The following is a 13,810-nucleotide window of genomic DNA, read 5'->3' on the forward strand; positions in this document are numbered from 1 at the left end:
TCAAAGCGTAGGGGATATGGCGAACTGCAAGGACTCGTCGGGTCGCTGCAGGAACGCCGCAAGAACTCTCCGTTACCAATGTTCCACGAGCTCAGGCGGCCCCCTTCCCGAGCGGGGGGCCGCTTGTTCGGTCTCAGGCGGTGTTGCGGTGGTAGACGAGCCGCAGGCCGATCAGCGTCAACCACGGCTCGTGCACGTCGATCGAGCGCGACTCGCCCACCACGAGCGCCGCGTGGCCGCCGGTGGCCACCACGGTCACCTCGTCGGGGTCCTCGGCCAGCTCGGCCGCCATCCGCTCGACGATGCCGTCGACCTGGCCCGCGAAACCGTAGATGATGCCGGCCTGGAGTGCTTCGACGGTGTTCTTGGCGATCACCGAACGGGGCCTGACCAGCTCGACCTTGTGCAACTGGGCGCCCGCCGCGGCCAGCGCGTCGACCGAGATCTCGATGCCGGGCGCGGTGACCGCCCCGATGTACTCGCCCTTGGCCGACACCGCGTCGAACGAGGTCGCGGTGCCGAAGTCAACGATGATGCAGGGGCCGCCGTACTGGTCGATGGCGGCCAACGCGTTGACGATGCGGTCGCTGCCGACCTCCTTGGGGTTGTCCATCCGGACCGGCACACCTGTGCGCACGCCGGGCTCCACGATCACCGCGGTCACGTCGCCGTAGTAGCGGCGGCACATCTCGCGCATCTCGTTGAGCACGCTGGGCACCGTCGAGCAGATCGCGATGCCGCTGACGTCGGCTCCCTTGAGCAACGGTGACTGGGCGAGCAACCCCTGAAGCACGACCGCGAGCTCGTCGGCGGTGCGGCGGGCATCGGTGGCCAGCCGCCAGTGCTCGATGACCTCCTCGCCCTCGAACAGGCCGAGCACCGTGTGCGTGTTGCCGACGTCGATCGTGAGCAGCATCGGTTACCCCCGTAGATCAAGTGCGATGTCCAGGGCCGACGCCGAGTGCGTAAGCGCTCCCACCGCAAGGTAGTCAACGCCAGTTTCAGCCACAGCCCGGGCCGATTCCAAGGTCAGCCCACCGCTCGCCTCCAGTTTCGCCCGGTTTTTCACTATTTGTACGGCCAGCGCGGTCTGCTCGATCGTGAAGTTGTCCAGCAGGATCAACTCGGCCCCCTCGTCGAGCACCGGCTCGAGCTGGTCGATCCGGTCGACCTCCACCTCGATCGGCAGCTCCGGAAAGCGCTCGCGCACCGCGCGGAACGCCTCGGCCACGCCGCCCGCCGCCACCACGTGGTTGTCCTTGATCAGGGCCGCGTCCGACAGGGACATCCGGTGGTTGACGCCGCCTCCGCAGCGCACCGCGTACTTCTCCAGCGCCCGCAGGCCCGGCAGCGTCTTGCGGCTGTCGCGCACCCGCGCGCCGGTGCCGCTGACCGCCTCCACCCACCTGCCGGTCAGGGTGGCGATGCCGGACAGATGGGTGAGCAGGTTGAGGGCGGTGCGCTCGGCCGTCAGCAGGCCACGCGTCGGCCCCTCGACCGTCATCAGCACGTCACCCGCCCGGACCCGCTCACCGTCCTTGGCCCTGCGCTCGGCGCGGACCCCGAACCGGAGGAACACCACCTCGGCCACGCCCAGGCCCGCGACGACGCCGTCCCGGCGGGCCACCACGTCGCCCGTGGAGCGCTGCCCGGCCGGAATGGTCGCCTCACTCGTGACGTCACCGGCCTCGGTGAGGTCCTCGGCGAGCGCCCGGTCGACGACCGCGCCGACCTCGGCCGGATCCAGCCCCGACGCGGTGAGCTCCTGGGTCAGGCGCGGCGGCGCGGCGTCGCCGTGCGGCGTGTAGGTCATCGTCAGGCCCTCCTCCGTCAGGGTCACGTCCAGGTGCCCCAGCCAGTCATTGTCGTCGCGATCGGGGAAGTCCTCGCGCCAGTGCGAGCCGCGCGTCTCCAGCCGCGCCAGGGCCGCCCCGGTGAGGACGGTGGCCACCGTGAGCAGGTTGGTCGCCTCCCAGGACTCGGTGCACGGAGGCACGTGGACGGGGGTCCAGCGGGCGTCGCGCAGCGCCCTGGCGGTGGCCGTGAGCGACTCGCGGCCGCGCAGCACGCCCGCTCCCGTGCTCATGTGGGCCTGGATCCGGGTCCGCGCCCGTGGGTCGACCAGGCCGGTGGTCGTCCGGCCGGCCACCGGCTCGCCGGGCGCGGGCCGTACGGCGTGGATGTCCTCGGCGATGCGCTCGGCGAAGACGAGCCCTTCGAGCAGGGAGTTGGACGCGAGCCGGTTGGCGCCGTGCACGCCGGTGCAGGCGACCTCGCCGCACGCGTAGAGGCCCTCGATGGAGGTACGGCCCCTCAGGTCCGTACGGATGCCGCCGCTGGCGTAGTGGGCCGCCGGGGCGACGGGGATCGGCTCGGTCGCCGGGTCGATGCCGTTGTCGCGGCAGATCGCGTAGATGGTGGGGAATCTGGTCCGCCACCTGTGCTCGCCGAAGTGGCGGCCGTCGAGGTGGACGTGGTCCCGCCCGGTCGCCCGCATCGTCCGCATGGTCGCCTTGGCCACGACGTCACGCGGGGCCAGGTCGGCCAGCTCGTGCGCGTCGCGCATGAACGCGTTGCCCTCGTGGTCGACCAGGAACGCGCCCTCGCCCCTGACCGCCTCGGAGATCAGCGGCTGCTGGCCGGTCGAGCCCTCGCCGAGCCAGAGCACCGTGGGATGGAACTGGACGAACTCCAGGTCGCGCAGCTCGGCGCCGGCCCGCAGCGCGAGCGCCACGCCGTCGCCCGTGGAGACAACGGGGTTGGTCGTGGCCGCGTAGACCTGCCCCATGCCGCCGGTGGCGAGCACCACCGCCCTGGCGTGCACCGCGCCGACGCCGTCACGCGCGCCCTCGCCCATGACGTGCAGCGTCACGCCACGGGCCCGGCCGCGGGCGTCCTTGAGCAGGTCGAGAACGAGCGCGTGCTCGATCACCTCGATCGCGGTGGTGGCCCGCACCGCCTCGACCAGCGCGCGCTGCACCTCGGCGCCCGTGGCGTCGCCGCCCGCGTGCACGATGCGGTCGCGGCGGTGGCCGCCCTCCCTGGTGAGCTGGAGCTCTCCGCCGGCGGTCCGGTCGAACAGCGCGCCGCGGTCCATCAGCCGCCGCAGCGCGCCTGGGCCCTCGGTCACCAGCGTGCGCACGGCCCCCACGTCGCACAGGCCGACCCCGGCGACCAGGGTGTCGTTCAGGTGCTCGTCGGTCGAGTCGTCGGGCGCGAGCACGGCGGCGATGCCCCCCTGCGCCCACCTGGTCGAGCCGGACGAGAGCACGTCCTTGGTGACGACCAGGATCTTGGCCGTGGGGTCGAGCTCGGCATGACGCAGGGCCACCGTCAGCCCGGCGATGCCGGAACCCACGACGACCACGTCCGCCTCGACGATCCAGCCCGGTGCCGGGGCCGTCAGCCGCAGGGGAATCGCCGGTGCGCTCATGGAGTCTCCTCATCGAGGCGATTTCGTCACTATGACGATAACGCCTGCCGACTCATGGGGCATGCCCGGGGTCAGCCGCCGACGGACACGACGACATTGTCGATCAGCCGGGTGGCGCCGACCCTGGCGGCGACCGCGAGCACCGCGGCGCCGGAGTAGGACTCCCCCACCTCGGCGAAGGTGGACGGATCGACGAGCACCAGGTAGTCGAGGTCGAGCGCCGGCGCGGCCGCGTCGAGCACCGCCCGCGCGGCCCCCAGGATCTTCGGCGACGCGGCCTGCGCCGCCCCGGCGCGCAGGGCCCGGGAGAGCGCGAGCGCTACCTGGCGGTCGGCCGCCGACAGGTAGCGGTTGCGGCTCGACAGGGCCAGGCCGTCGGGCTCGCGGACCGTGGGTGCGCCGACGATCTCGATGTCCAGGTCGAGGTCGGCGACCATCCGCCGGATCATCGCGAGCTGCTGGGCGTCCTTCTGGCCGAAGACCGCGAGGTCGGGCTGGACCAGGTTGAACAGCTTGAGCACGACCGTGAGCATGCCGTCGAAGTGGCCCGGCCTGGCGGCACCCTCGACGATCCGCCCCATTTCGCCGGAGTGAAGGCTGACCTGGCGGTCGGGAGCGTACATGTCCTCGGCCGACGGGGCGAAGACCACGTCGGCTCCTTCGGCCTCGCAGACGGCCAGGTCGGCCTCGAAGGTGCGCGGGTATCGCGAGAAGTCCTCGTGCGGGCCGAACTGCAGCGGGTTGACGAAGATGCTGACCACCACCTGGGCGGCACGGGCCCGGGCGTCGCGGATCAGCGAGCGGTGCCCTTCGTGCAGCGCCCCCATGGTGGGGACCAGGGCGACAGGTCCGTCACCGCGTGCTTTACGCAGGTCGGCGCGGTTGCGGGCGACGATCAGGGCCATGTGGTGCCTCCGGAGGCGGCGGTCGGATCCGTGCCATGCGGGTCACGGTCAGGTCCATATGTTGCCACCCAGCGCGTCGAGCAGGCGTTCGGCCTCCTCCGGCTTGAGCAGCCCCGCCGCGAGCGCGCGGTCGGCGGTGAGCCTGGCCAGCGCGATGTAGGCGTCGGCCGCCTCGGGAGCCGCCAGGATGAGGGCGTCGACGTGCTTGCGTACGGTGCCCGCGTCGCCGCGCACGACGGGACCGCTGAGCGCGGCGATGCCGAGCCTGAGCACGTTGTCGAGCGCGGCGCCGAGCAGCGGGCCGAGCATCCGGCCCGGATGGTCCACGCCGATGCGCTGCAGCAGCTCGGAGGACTCCGCGATCAGGGTGACCATGTGGTTGGCGGCCCCGGCCAGCGCCGCGTGGTAGAGCGCCCGGTCGGAGTCGGCGATCCAGACCGGCTCGCCGCCCATCTCGATGACCAGCGCCTCGGCGATCGGCCGGAGCGGATCGGGCGCGGTCACCCCGAACGAGCAGCCGGTGATGCGGTTGAGGTCGTCGTCCCTGCCGGTGAACGTCATCACGGGATGCAGGGCCAGCGGCAGGGCGCCGGCCCTGGCGGCCGGATCGAGCACCGACAGCCCGTAGGCCCCGCTGGTGTGCACCAGGAGCTTGCCCTTGAGATCGGCACCGGTCGTGGCCAGCCCGTTGACGAGATCGGGCAGCGCGTCGTCGGGCACGGTCAGCAGGATCAGCTCCGCGGCGGTGACGACCTCCTCGGGGCGCGTCGGTGTGACGCCCAGCCGGTCGGTGGCCCAACGATGCGAGGCGTCGGACACCCCGCTCGCGGCGACGATCCGGTGCCCCGCCTGCGCGAGCGCCGCGCCCAGCGCGGAGCCCACCTTTCCTGCCCCCAGCACGCCGACGGCCAGCCGTGCCGGGCGATCACCTGCGTCCATGACGTCCCACCCCTGTCGACCCGATGGCACTGCCGACCAGCGTAACCACTGTGGGGAGTTGCGTACGTGACTGGGGTTTTGCCGCATGTTGAGTTAGTGACATATCACACAAGGGCAGACAAAACGGTGCACCCCTGTCGGAAGAGATGAGGAGAGGGGGCATCGCGGAGGAGCGGGCGCCGAGTCCCCGAACCGGACCCGACGCCCGCGTCGTGCGACCCCCTTGGAGGTGCGCACCTGGGCCGGCCAGCCGCCGACTGACCGGCCGGGAATGGGAGCTCGGACAGGCTGGACAGGGCCGCCCGAGCTCTCACGAACGCGTACACGGTAGCGCAACGGCGTGACCAAGAGTGTTCGCTCGTTAACTTCACGTCTCCAACGACCGGTCATGAGATAGTCCAGGAATGTGGCTCACCTGGCGCGCCGCGACACAGCACGCGCTCTACGGCGAGGGCGGCTTCTACCTCCGCGAACGGCCATCGGGCCACTTCCGCACCTCGGTCGCCGCCTCGTCGGTGTTCGCCGAGGCGGTCCTGGCGCTGCTGACCGAGGTCGACGCCGAGCTGAAGACGCCGCCCGTCCTCGATCTCGTCGATCTCGGCGCCGGCGAGGGCCTCCTGGTCGGCCACGTTCTCGACGCCGCCGAGCCCGCCCTGCGCGACAGGCTGCGCATCACGGCCGTCGACCTCTCCCCCCGGCCCGCCGGGCTGGACGGCTCGATCAGCTGGACCGCCGCCATCCCGTCCGGGATCATCGGCCTGGCGATCGCGAACGAGTGGCTCGACAACATCCCGCTCGACGTGGCCGAGCAGACCCCCGACGGGCCGCGGCTGGTCATGGTCGACCTCCGCACCGGCGCCGAGCGGCTGGGTGAGCCGGTCGGGGCCGCCGACCGCGAGTGGATCGACCGGTGGTGGCCGCTGTCCTGTGTGGGGTCCCGCGCCGAGATCGGCCACCCCCGCGACGCGGCCTGGGCGGCGGTGATGCGGCGGCTCACACACGGCCGGGCGGTCGCCGTCGATTATGCACACCCTGTGGATAACCGTCCGACCCATGGCACGCTCACCGGATACCGCGACGGCTCCGTCGTGACGCCCATCCCTGACGGCACCTGCGACATCACCGCCCACGTCGCCCTCGACGCGTGCGCCGAGGCCGGTGAGCGGGCCGGCGCGATATCCACAGCCTTGTCCACACAGCGCGACGAGCTGCGCTCGCTCGGGGTCACCGGCGCGCGACCGCCGCTCGACCTGGCCAAGCACGATCCGCGCGGCTACCTCCGGGCGCTGGCCCGGGCCTCCGAGGAGGCCGAGCTGATCGACCCACGCGGTCTCGGCGGCTTCGGCTGGCTCAGCCAGACCCGTTAGACGGCGCGGTCCGAAGAAACTTGTTGGACGGGGAGCTCCGAGGACCTGTTCAGACGGCGAGTTCCAGGGACTCCAGGCCGCGGATGACGTAGCCCGGCTTCCAGACCGGCTCGCGCACCAGCTCCAGCTTGGGCGCCCGGTCCAGCAGCGCCCCGAACGACTCCAGCAGCTCGATACGGGCCAGCGGCGCGCCGAGGCAGAAGTGGATGCCCGCGCCGAAGGAGATGTGCGGGTTGTCCGCCCGGCCCACGTCGAGCCGGTCGGGATCGTCGAAGACCTCGGGATCGCGGTTGGCCGAGCCGAACAGGAGCGCCACCTCGACCCCGCGCGGGATCTCCACCCCGCCGACCTCGATGTCCTCCAGCACCCACCGCTCGAACATCTGCAGCGGGGTGTCCCACCGCATCAGCTCCTCGATCGCCGTGGGCAGCAGGCCGCGGTCCTCGCGCAGCCGTACGAGCTCGGCGGGGTTTCTGAACAGCGACCACCAGCCGTTGCCCGTCACGTTCACGGTGGCCTCGTGACCCGCGTTGAGCAGCAGCACGCAGGTGCCGATCAGCTCGTCCTCGGTGAGCTCGTCGATCGCGGCCAGCGCGCTGATCAGGTCGTCTCCCGGACGGGCGGTGCGCTCGCGGGCCAGGTCCTTGAGGTAGCCGGCGAACTCGTCGGCCGCCCGGACCGCCGTGTGCTGGGCCTCCGGCGAGGGGTTGAGCTCGTACATTCCGCAGATGTCGGCCGACCAGGGGCGCAGCAGGTGGCGGTCGGCCTCCGGGATGCCCAGCATCTCGGCGATGACCGTCACGGGCAGCGGCTCCGCCACTTCGGCGATCAGGTCGCCGCCGCCCTTCTCCACGAACGTGTCGATCAGCCCGCCGGCGATGGCCCGCACGCGGGGGCGCAGCGACTCGACCATGCGCGGGGTGAACGCCTTGGAGACCAGACGGCGCAGCCGGGTGTGCACCGGCGGCTCGACGTCCAGCATCCCGGCCCTGACCACCCGCCAGAACGGCTCCTGGAACTCCGGCTCGGCCTGCTGGCCGAACTCCTCGTGGGTGGCCACGTGCAGGTAGGAGCGGCCCAGCCGGCGGTCCCGGAGCAGGGCGTTGACATCGGCGTGCCGAGAGATCAGCCACTGTCCGGTCGGCTCGAAGAAGCTGACCGGAGCCGCCCGCCTCAGGTCGGCGTAGACGTCGTAGGGGTAGGCCACAAAATCCGGATTCCAAGGATCAAAGCGCACTATTTCATCTTAGAAGGAAGTTCTTCCTGCTTGGAGTGCTTGCCGCGCATCCGGATGTTCAGCAGCTCGACGATGACCGAGAACGCCATCGCGAAGTAGATGTAGCCCTTCGGGATGTGCTGGTCGAGACCCTCGGCGATGAGCACCACGCCGATCAGCACGAGGAACGCCAGCGCCAGCATCTTGATGCTCGGGTGCTGGTCCACGAACCTGCTGATCGGCCCCGAGGCGAACAGCATCACCAGCACCGCCACGACGACCGCCGCCACCATCACGCCGAGCTCGTCGACCATGCCCACGGCGGTGATCACCGAGTCGAGCGAGAACACCACGTCGAGCACCATGATCTGCGCGATCACCGAGGCGAACGAGGCGGCGGCCCGCGTCCGGCCGTCCTGGTGCTTGGGCTCCATGCTGTGCCCGATCTCGGTGACGCTCTTGGCCAGCAGGAACAACCCGCCCAGCAGCAGGATCAGGTCGCGCCCGGATATCTCGTGGCCCAGCACCTCGAACAACGGCTCGGTCAGCCGCACCACCCACGACAGCGCCAGCAGCAGGAGCAGGCGGCTGATCAGAGCCGCCGCGAGGCCCAGAACGCGCGCTCTGTCGCGCTGCTCGGGCGGGAGCTTCCCGGCCAGGATGGAGATGAAAATGATGTTGTCGATGCCCAGGACGATCTCCAGGGCCACCAGGGTGAAGAAGCCTATCCAGATCTGTGGGTCGGCCACCCAGTCCAGCATCTGTCTGCCTCCACGGCCTCGGGGATGTCGGGATGTCGGGGGTACCAACGAGCCAGCCGCTTCAGAAGTTCACCGGATTGCCAACGAATGTGGCGGTTCGGTTATAGTGCGGGCGTAGGTCATGAGTGCCAGCGCCAAGCCCCGGCTCGCTGGCCGGCAACCCTCGCGTCCGCGGCGGGGTGCCCCGGGTGAAGACCTGGTCCGTCACGAGGTGTGGCGGGCAAGCGCGGGCTCCATGGCTGCTCCAGGGGTCCGACGGCCCTCAGGAGGTTCGCCGTGTCCACCTTGACGATCTTCAACTCCGTGCCCGCCGAGGCGCCCGTCGAGGACGGCCGCCGCCCGATCCCGGCCGTGCTCGGCGCCGACCTGGAGGTCCCGGTCAGGGGCGGCCGGCTGGTCGGCTACGCCAACCTCGACTACGCCGCGAGCGCCCCCTGTCTGGAGCCGGTCAACGCGGCCGTCGCCGCCGCGCTCCCGGCCTACTCCAGCGTGCACCGCGGCGCGGGCTACGCCTCCCAGCTCACCACCACCCGCTACGAGCAGGCCCGCCACACCGTACGAGCCTTCGTCGGCGCCCGCCCCGACGACGCCGTGATCTTCGCCCGCAACACCACTGACGCCACCAACCTGCTCGCCTCCTGCCTGCCCGCCGGCACGACCACCGTCGTCTTCGACACCGAGCACCACGCCTCGCTCCTGCCCTGGCCCCACACGGTACGGCTGGCGCCCCCCGCCTTCCCCGGCGAGGCCGTGCGCGCGGCCGACGAGGCGCTGGCCGCCACGGACGGGCCGAAACTGCTCGTGGTGACCGCCGCCTCCAACGTCACCGGCGAGCTCTGGCCGATCGCCGCCCTGGCCCACGTCGCGCACCGCCACGGCGCCCGCATCCTGGTCGACGCGGCCCAGCTGGTGCCCCACCGGCGGCTCAACCTGACCGCCCTCGACCTCGACTACGTGGTCTTCTCCGGGCACAAGCTCTACGCGCCGTTCGGCGCCGGGGCGCTGATTGGGCGGCGCGACTGGCTGGCGGCGGGCGAGCCGTACCTGAAGGGGGGCGGCGCGGTGCGTTCGGTGGACGGCGAGCCCGAGTGGCACGACGACCCCGAGCCGCGCCACGAGGCCGGCACCCCCAACGTGCTGGGCGCCATCGCGCTGGCCGCCGCCTGCGACGCGCTGTCCGCCACGGGGTGGACCGCGCTGGTCCGCGAGGAGGAGCGGCTGATCGCCCGGCTCCGCTCCGGGCTGGCCTCGATCGAGGGTGTACGCGAGCTGTCACTGTGGGGGCCCGACCACCCGCGCGTGGGCATCGTCTCGTTCACCGTGGACGGCCACTCCGCCCGGGAGGTCGCCGAAGCGCTCTCCGACGACTACGGGATCGGCGTACGGGACGGCAAGTTCTGCGCGCACCCGTTCGTCCGCCACCTGCTCGGCAGGCCCGAGCGCGGGGGCTCGGACGAGGCGGGCGACGCGGGAGCCGGCGAGAGCCGAAGCGGGCGCGGCCAGGAGCCCGGCGGCGGCTGCCAGGACGGCGCGGCCGCCGCGGTGCGCGCGTCGATCGGCATCGGCAGCACCGAGGAGCACGTGGACCGCCTCATCGGAGCCCTGCGCGACCTCGCCGGCCGCTAGGCCGCTCAACGGTTGGGCGGCCGCCGCTTCGTCGGCTCGTCGATGATGGCGTCGATGTCCCGCATGTCCTGGTCGCTCAGGTCGCTGACCGATCTGGGCGCCCTCGGTTGTCTCGGCACGTTCATCGGACGCGTCGGGGTCTCGCCGGATGCGGTCCCCCCGGATGCGGTCCCCCCGGATGCGGTCCCCCCGGATGCGGTCCCGCCGGGTGTGCTCTCACGCGATGTGGGCGCGGGCCTGGTCGTCGCGGACGAGGTCCGCGTGGTCGTGCCGTTCTCGGCGAGCTCGCGTTCGGCACGTCTGCGGTGGATCCGGCGGAGCAGGCCGTCGAGGCCGAGCCGCCCGCCGCTCACGGCGAGGAACAGCAGGCAGATCGCGGCCAGCGAGCCGACCAGCTCCCATTCGAAGATTCCCTGCGAACCGTGGACGAAGACCAGCGCGCCGACGCTGACGATCAGCAGCGCCAGGGCCGCCAGCCGGACGAACAGGCCGAGGATCAGCAGGGCGCCTCCCACGATCTCCGCCACCATGGTGAACCCGGCGGCCAACTGCGGGAGCGGCACCCCCGACTGCGTGAAGTTCTGCGCCGTGGCGCCGAGACCGGCCTGCCACTTCTGCCATCCATGAGCGATGAAGATCACGCCGATGGTCACCCGCGAGATCAGGGCAGCTAGGTCGAAGAGAGATCTTTTCATGGCGATTTCTCCCTCCATTCCCGTTTATCATCCCCATGTCCGACTCTGCGATGCACTCCCATACCGTTCCTTGACCATTCGCCCGGCTGGCCCCCCACCGCGGCCGGTGGCAGCATGGGCCCTATGACGGAACGCGTGGTGGGGATCGGTGCGGGCGCCAAGGAGCTGGCGACCGAGGACATGATCCTCAACATCGGCCCGCAACACCCGTCCACCCACGGCGTCCTGCGGCTGCGGCTCACGCTCGACGGCGAGCGCATCGCCACCGCCGAGCCGATCATCGGCTACATGCACCGGGGCGCTGAGAAGCTGTTCGAGGTCCGCGACTACCGCCAGATCATCATGCTGGCCAACCGGCACGACTGGCTGTCCGGCTTCGCCAACGAGCTGGGCGTGGTCATCGCCGCCGAACGCATGCTGGGCATGGAGCCGCCGGTCCGGGCCGTCTGGGCGCGCACTCTGCTGGCCGAGCTCAACCGCGTGCTCAGCCATCTGATGTTCCTCGGCTCCTATCCCCTGGAGCTGGGCGCGATCACCCCCCTCTTCTACGCCTTCAACGAGCGCGAACGCGTCCAGGGCGTCATGGAGGAGATCTCCGGCGGACGCATGCACTACATGTTCAACCGGGTCGGCGGCCTCAAGGAGGATCTCCCGCTCGGCTGGCTCGACCGGGTGTCGGAGGCCGTCGCCGAGACCCGCCGCCGCGTCCCCGACATCGAGGACCTCATTCTGGGCAACGAGATCTTCCGGGCCCGCACCAAGGGCGTCGGCGTGCTCGGTCGCGAGCAGATCATGCAGTACGGCGTGAGCGGCCCCATCGCCCGGGCCTCGGGCGTCGACTTCGACCTGCGCCGCGACCAGCCCTACCTCGCCTACCCCGAGCTGCCCGTCAAGGTCGTCACCCGCACCGCCGGCGACTGCCACGCCCGCTTCGAGGTGCTGCTCGACCAGCTGAAGGTCTCGCTCGACCTGGCCGACGCCTGCGTCGAACACCTCCGCTCGCTGCCTCCCGGGCCCATCAACCAGCGCCTGCCCAAGGTGCTCAAGGTGCCCGAGGGCCACACGTACGCCTGGACCGAGAATCCTCTCGGCATCAACGGCTACTACCTCGTGTCCAGGGGCGACAAGACGCCGTGGCGGCTCAAGCTGCGCTCGGCCTCCTTCAACAACATCCAGGTGCTGCGCGAGATGCTGCCCGGCCACCTGGTGGCCGACATGGTGGCCATCCTCGGCTCGATGTTCTTCGTCGTGGGTGACATCGACAAGTGACGGCGGCCGACCCTCCCCTTCGGCGCGACCAGTACGTCGACTGGCTCCGCGCGCTGAGCCTGATCGTCGTGGTCGTCTGGCACTGGGCGTTCACGATCCTGCAGTGGGAGCCGGGCGGCCCCGTGCCGACCAGCCCGCTCGGCTTCACCTCCGGCCTGTGGATCCTCACCTGGCTGCTGCAGGTGCTGCCGCTGTTCTTCTACGTCGGCGGCCACGTCCACCTGCTGTCCTGGAACCGGGCTCACGGGCGCGGCGTCGGCATCGGGGCGTTCGTCTGGCGGCGCATCCGCGCGCTGGCCGTGCCCGCGCTGGCGTTATCCGGCGTCTGGGTCGCCATCGGCGCGGTCGTGACCTGGGTGTTCGGGGTCGACTGGATGTGGCGGGTGGTGCTGCTCGTGCTCAGCCCGCTCTGGTTCCTCGGCGTCTACCTGGTGCTCATCGTGCTGCTGCCGTTGGCGCTCTGGCTGCACCGGCGCTACGACGTGCTCACGCTCATCTGGTTCGGCGGCGCGGCGCTGGTGGTCGACGTGGTGCGCTTCCGCTACGGCGTCGACTGGGTCGGCTGGCTGAACATGATCATCGTCTGGGGGCTGGCCCACCAAGCGGGCTTCTTCTACCAACGGATCGTCGCCCTGCCCAGACGTTATGACGTCGGACTGCTGTGGACAGGGCTGTTCGCGCTGTTCGGGCTCGTCTACTCGGGCATCTACCCGGGCTCGATGGTGGGCGTGCCCGGCGACAAGTGGTCGAACATGGCCCCGCCCACGTTCGTCATCGTGGCCCTGCTCATCTTCCAGATCGGCCTGGTCGAGGTGCTGCGGCCGTCGATGGAACGCCTCCTGGAACGGCCCGGCTGGCAGCGCGCCAACCACACCATCAACCGCTTCGCCCTGCCGCTCTTCCTCTTTCACACAACGGGCATGGCGATCTCGCTGGGGGTCTCGTGGTGGCTCTTCGGCACCCTGGGCGAGAAGGTGCCGCCCGACCTCAAGTGGTGGCTGGAACGCCCCATCGCCATCGTGGGCCCCCTGCTCTGCACCCTCCCCGTCATCTACCTCTTCGGCCGCCGCCGTTGAACATCTGCAAGACAAAACTCGAGCGTGAGGTCTGGCTCAAGCAGGCACATGCAACTCGCCGCGGTCGAGCATGCCGTCGCGCGTTATTTGGGGCTCTGATCCTCCGGGGCCTTCGGAATGCGGCAGGCGTGCTCCAGCAGCAGAGCGGCACAGACGAGCGCCACGCAGGACAGGAACGACCCGAGCGAGATGAAGAACTCGAGCCGCGGCGTGTCCCGGGTGAGCAACTGAACCGTGTGGAGGGCGAACCCGGCGAACAGGCCGGCGCACACCGCTCCCACGTAGGCCGACGCCTTGGCCAGGGCAGCCAGCCGCGCCACCGCCATCGGCTCGACCGGCTTGGTATTGGGCTTGCGGTCGATCCTGGCCTTGGTCATCCACGCGGTGTAACCCTCACCGACGGCCAGCAGCAGCACCGTCGGGATGGCGGTCCACGGCAGGACCGGCAGCCCGGCGTAGACCTGCCTGACCACCAGCCAGGTGATCAGGGCGGCGACCAGGACCAGACCGACGAGCACGCCGG

12 protein-coding genes and 1 riboswitch are annotated in these 13,810 nt (G+C 70.9%); of the genes, 4 read left to right on the top strand and 8 right to left on the bottom strand.

The annotated features are described in order from the left end of the window. Positions 1-133: 133 nt before the first annotated feature. The 4 genes from AC5L3X_RS02350 to AC5L3X_RS02365 form a co-directional block, all read right to left on the bottom strand. Positions 134-916: a type III pantothenate kinase gene (locus AC5L3X_RS02350; RefSeq protein ID WP_494854740.1), complete on the bottom strand. Its 783-nt coding sequence runs from the start codon at positions 914-916 to the stop codon at positions 134-136. Positions 917-919: 3 nt separating this feature from the next. Then, positions 920-3,433: an L-aspartate oxidase gene (locus AC5L3X_RS02355; RefSeq protein ID WP_494854742.1), complete on the bottom strand. Its 2,514-nt coding sequence runs from the start codon at positions 3,431-3,433 to the stop codon at positions 920-922. 71 nt (positions 3,434-3,504) lie between these two features. Continuing rightward, complete coding sequence (gene panC / locus AC5L3X_RS02360; protein ID WP_494854743.1) at positions 3,505-4,338, bottom strand: pantoate--beta-alanine ligase; 834 nt, start codon at positions 4,336-4,338, stop codon at positions 3,505-3,507. Between the two features lie 48 nt (positions 4,339-4,386). Next, complete coding sequence (locus tag AC5L3X_RS02365) at positions 4,387-5,277, bottom strand: Rossmann-like and DUF2520 domain-containing protein (RefSeq protein ID WP_189122194.1); 891 nt, start codon at positions 5,275-5,277, stop codon at positions 4,387-4,389. A gap of 404 nt (positions 5,278-5,681) precedes the next feature. Here AC5L3X_RS02365 and AC5L3X_RS02370 point away from each other — a divergent pair, with 404 nt between their 5' ends. Further along, positions 5,682-6,644 carry an SAM-dependent methyltransferase gene (locus tag AC5L3X_RS02370; protein WP_494854744.1) on the top strand — a complete coding sequence of 321 codons (963 nt, stop codon included), beginning with the start codon at positions 5,682-5,684 and terminating at the stop codon, positions 6,642-6,644. Between the two features lie 49 nt (positions 6,645-6,693). On the opposite strand, the gene AC5L3X_RS02375 is transcribed toward AC5L3X_RS02370, so the two are convergent. Beyond that, on the bottom strand, positions 6,694-7,881 hold the full coding sequence (locus AC5L3X_RS02375) for a cytochrome P450 (protein ID WP_494854746.1): 1,188 nt from the start codon (positions 7,879-7,881) through the stop codon (positions 6,694-6,696). Continuing rightward, positions 7,881-8,621 carry a TerC family protein gene (locus AC5L3X_RS02380; RefSeq protein ID WP_189122197.1) on the bottom strand — a complete coding sequence of 247 codons (741 nt, stop codon included), beginning with the start codon at positions 8,619-8,621 and terminating at the stop codon, positions 7,881-7,883. The genes AC5L3X_RS02375 and AC5L3X_RS02380 overlap by 1 nt, the downstream gene beginning before the upstream one ends. A gap of 117 nt (positions 8,622-8,738) precedes the next feature. Beyond that, a riboswitch (SAM riboswitch) is annotated at positions 8,739-8,854 on the top strand. A 43-nt stretch (positions 8,855-8,897) separates the two neighbouring features. Here AC5L3X_RS02380 and AC5L3X_RS02385 point away from each other — a divergent pair. Beyond that, on the top strand, positions 8,898-10,247 hold the full coding sequence (locus AC5L3X_RS02385; protein WP_494854748.1) for an aminotransferase class V-fold PLP-dependent enzyme: 1,350 nt from the start codon (positions 8,898-8,900) through the stop codon (positions 10,245-10,247). Positions 10,248-10,252: 5 nt separating this feature from the next. Here the strand turns inward: AC5L3X_RS02385 and AC5L3X_RS02390 are convergent, their stop codons facing one another. Beyond that, positions 10,253-10,942 (bottom strand): DoxX family protein, encoded by a 690-nt coding sequence (locus AC5L3X_RS02390; protein ID WP_494854750.1) that lies wholly within the window; start codon positions 10,940-10,942, stop codon positions 10,253-10,255. Positions 10,943-11,065: 123 nt separating this feature from the next. Here AC5L3X_RS02390 and AC5L3X_RS02395 point away from each other — a divergent pair, with 123 nt between their 5' ends. After that, on the top strand, positions 11,066-12,211 hold the full coding sequence (locus tag AC5L3X_RS02395; protein ID WP_189122200.1) for an NADH-quinone oxidoreductase subunit D: 1,146 nt from the start codon (positions 11,066-11,068) through the stop codon (positions 12,209-12,211). Then, positions 12,208-13,287, top strand: a complete 1,080-nt coding sequence (locus AC5L3X_RS02400) for an acyltransferase family protein (RefSeq protein ID WP_494854752.1) — start codon at positions 12,208-12,210, stop codon at positions 13,285-13,287. The genes AC5L3X_RS02395 and AC5L3X_RS02400 overlap by 4 nt, the downstream gene beginning before the upstream one ends. An 83-nt stretch (positions 13,288-13,370) precedes the next feature. On the opposite strand, the gene AC5L3X_RS02405 is transcribed toward AC5L3X_RS02400, so the two are convergent. After that, entirely contained in the window at positions 13,371-13,805 is a 435-nt protein-coding gene (locus AC5L3X_RS02405) for a DUF3180 domain-containing protein (protein WP_308015907.1), read from the bottom strand. Between the last annotated feature and the right edge of the window lie 5 nt (positions 13,806-13,810).

The sequence above is a fragment of the Nonomuraea sp. CX421 genome (genome assembly GCF_059358955.1).

Bases quoted from the DNA above. Each gene is read 5' to 3' on its own strand.
- AC5L3X_RS02350 (WP_494854740.1), bottom strand. From the start codon at position 916: ATGCTGCTCACGATCGACGTCGGCAACACGCACACGGTGCTCGGCCTG.
- AC5L3X_RS02355 (WP_494854742.1), bottom strand. From the start codon at position 3,433: ATGAGCGCACCGGCGATTCCCCTGCGGCTGACGGCCCCGGCACCGGGC.
- panC (WP_494854743.1), bottom strand. From the start codon at position 4,338: ATGGCCCTGATCGTCGCCCGCAACCGCGCCGACCTGCGTAAAGCACGC.
- AC5L3X_RS02365 (WP_189122194.1), bottom strand. From the start codon at position 5,277: ATGGACGCAGGTGATCGCCCGGCACGGCTGGCCGTCGGCGTGCTGGGG.
- AC5L3X_RS02370 (WP_494854744.1), top strand. From the start codon at position 5,682: ATGTGGCTCACCTGGCGCGCCGCGACACAGCACGCGCTCTACGGCGAG.
- AC5L3X_RS02380 (WP_189122197.1), bottom strand. From the start codon at position 8,621: ATGCTGGACTGGGTGGCCGACCCACAGATCTGGATAGGCTTCTTCACC.
- AC5L3X_RS02390 (WP_494854750.1), bottom strand. From the start codon at position 10,942: ATGAAAAGATCTCTCTTCGACCTAGCTGCCCTGATCTCGCGGGTGACC.
- AC5L3X_RS02395 (WP_189122200.1), top strand. From the start codon at position 11,066: ATGACGGAACGCGTGGTGGGGATCGGTGCGGGCGCCAAGGAGCTGGCG.